This window comes from Mesorhizobium sp. M0340 (genome assembly GCF_040321535.1).
Taxonomy (GTDB): domain Bacteria; phylum Pseudomonadota; class Alphaproteobacteria; order Rhizobiales; family Rhizobiaceae; genus Mesorhizobium.
Genome location: NZ_JAMYRR010000065.1, coordinates 1 through 2,492 on the forward strand (window position 1 = coordinate 1; position 2,492 = coordinate 2,492).

The following is a 2,492-nucleotide window of genomic DNA, read 5'->3' on the forward strand; positions in this document are numbered from 1 at the left end:
TCCCTCATGGTCGGATTGCTGTCGGCGGCATGCGCGGCTCTTGCCGGGGCTCTGATCGGTGTCATCGCCGGGTACAGCCGCCCCTTCGACAGCGTCGTCATGCGGATCATGGACGGCCTGATGTCCATCCCGACCATTCTTCTCGCCATTGCCCTTATTTCACTGACCGGCCCCGGCATCAGCATCCTCATCGTCGCCATTGCGATCCCCGAGACGCCAGCCGTTGCGCGGCTGGTCCGTTCGGTAGTTTTGGGTGTTCGCGAACGTCCCTACGTGGAGGCCGCGCTCTGCGGCGGGGCGCGCCTGCCGAAAGTGCTGTGGCGACATATCCTCCCGAGCACCGTTCCCGCCCTGATGGTCCAGAGCGCCACAGTCTGCGCGAGCGCGATCCTCACGGAGGCCGGGCTGAGCTTCCTCGGCGTGGGCGTGCCGCCCGAGATTCCGAGTTGGGGCAACATGATCGCCAGTTCCCGCCTCTATCTCGCCATCGCGCCCATGACGATTTTCGCCCCCGGTTTCTGCCTTGCCGTCACGGTCCTTGCCGTCAACCTGCTCGGGGACGGCCTGCGCGACCTGTTCGATCCCCGCTCAAAGCGGAGACGCTGACATGCTGATGCGAGAATCTGCAGAGGATGATGTGCTTCTCGACGTTCGCGACCTTGAGACGCACTTTTACGGCGAAGAGAGCGTCACCCGTGCCCTGGGCGGCATCAGCTTCCAAGTGAAGAGAGGCGAGACGCTCGGCGTCGTCGGCGAGTCCGGATGTGGCAAGAGCGTCACCGCGCTCTCCATCCTTCGGCTCCTGCCCAAGCTGACCGCCGAGACAGTCGGCGGCGAGGTGCGCTTTCACGGACGCCACCTGCTTGAACTGTCCGACCGGGAGATGCGGAAGATTCGCGGCGATCAGATCGCCATGATCTTCCAGGATCCGATGACCAGCCTGAACCCGGTCTATACGGTCGGCCACCAGATCGCCGAGGCAGTGCAAATCCACACGAAAGCGTCCCACTCGGTGGCGATGGCGAAGGCCGGAGAGATGCTCCGTCTCGTTCGCATCGCGGACCCCGAGCGCCGCGTCAACAACTATCCCCATGAAATGTCGGGCGGGATGCGCCAGCGCGCCATGATCGCCATGGCTCTGGCCTGCTCACCGGAACTGTTGATTGCCGACGAGCCGACGACTGCGCTCGATGTCACCATCCAGGCGCAGATCCTGCGGCTGATCGTCGACCTGAAAGAGCGCATGGGAACGTCCGTGATGTTCATCACGCATGATCTGGGGGTTGTAGCCGAGACATGCCAACGCGTGATCGTGATGTATGCCGGCCGGATCGTAGAACAAGCGAATGTGACAGCTCTGTTTGCGCGTCCCGCACACCCCTACACCCAGGGCCTCATGCGATCGGTGCCGGATCCGCAGCGCGGCCGACAGCGTCGCCTTCCAGAAATTCCCGGGATCGTGCCAAACCTGCGCGAGCCCATTGTCGGGTGCAGTTTTGCTCCTCGCTGCCCGTTCGCTATCGATATTTGCCGCGAAAAGACGCCCGTCCTGCGTGATGTCGGGTCGAGCCACGCCGCAGCTTGCTGGCGCGCCGAAGAGGTGATGGGCACATGAACGATCCATTGCTGAAAGTCGAGAACCTGACCAAGCATTATCCGCTTGGCTCGGGAATCTTCAAGAAAAGCATTCCGGTGATCCGGGCGGTGGAGGATGTATCCTTTTCCGTCGAGGCGGGCGAGACACTTTGCATCGTCGGTGAATCCGGCTGCGGCAAGTCCACCGTCGCACGGCTCTTGATGCGGCTCGTGCAGCCGACTAGAGGGCGCGTAATGATCGACGGAACCGACATTGCGGGTCTCAAGAAGGACGCGCTTCACGCCTGGCGCCGTCGGATGCAGATGGTCTTTCAGGATCCTTACTCGTCGCTGAACCCGCGCCTTACTGCCGGGCAAATTATTACGGAGCCTGTCGAGAACTTTGAGCGTCTCAGCCGGAAGCAGCGCAACGCGCTTGCTACTGACCTTCTCCAGAAGGTCGGAATGTCGCCCGAGATGATGCACAGGCTCCCGTCGGAGTTATCGGGCGGCCAGCGCCAGCGGCTCGGCATTGCACGCGCCCTGGCGCTCAACCCCTCTCTCATCATCGCCGACGAAGCGGTGTCAGCCCTTGATGTCTCCGTGCAGGCGCAGATTCTGAATCTGCTTCTGGATCTCCAGCAGCAGATGGGCATCGCCTTCGTCTTCATCTCGCATGACCTCGGCGTCGTGGAGCATATCGCGCATCGCGTGGCCGTCATGTACCTGGGGCGGATCGTGGAGCTCGCCCCGAGCGAGGCGCTGTTCGCGAAACCGGTCCATCCCTACACCGAGGCGCTGATCGCGGCAGCTCCGGTGCCGGATCCGACGCGGGTTCGGCTGAAGGCTCCCGTCGAGGGCGAGGTGCCAAGCCCGATCAATCCGCCGAGCGGATGCGCGTTTCATCCGCGCTGCCC

3 protein-coding genes are annotated in these 2,492 nt (G+C 63.1%); all 3 read left to right on the forward strand.

Translation table 11 applies throughout. The annotated features are described in order from the left end of the window. The coding region (locus NKI79_RS33030) for an ABC transporter permease (protein WP_352807470.1) at positions 1-606 on the forward strand (606 nt) is incomplete at its 5' end. Between the two features lie 7 nt (positions 607-613). Next, positions 614-1,615 carry an ABC transporter ATP-binding protein gene (locus NKI79_RS33035; RefSeq protein ID WP_502909891.1) on the forward strand — a complete coding sequence of 334 codons (1,002 nt, stop codon included), beginning with the start codon at positions 614-616 and terminating at the stop codon, positions 1,613-1,615. Further along, the coding region (locus NKI79_RS33040; protein WP_352807476.1) for an ABC transporter ATP-binding protein at positions 1,612-2,492 on the forward strand (881 nt) is incomplete at its 3' end. The genes NKI79_RS33035 and NKI79_RS33040, both read left to right, overlap by 4 nt.

What these genes read in the sequence shown, in the direction of transcription:
- NKI79_RS33035 (WP_502909891.1), top strand. Translation starts at nt 614, where the DNA reads ATGCGAGAATCTGCAGAGGATGATGTGCTTCTCGACGTTCGCGACCTT.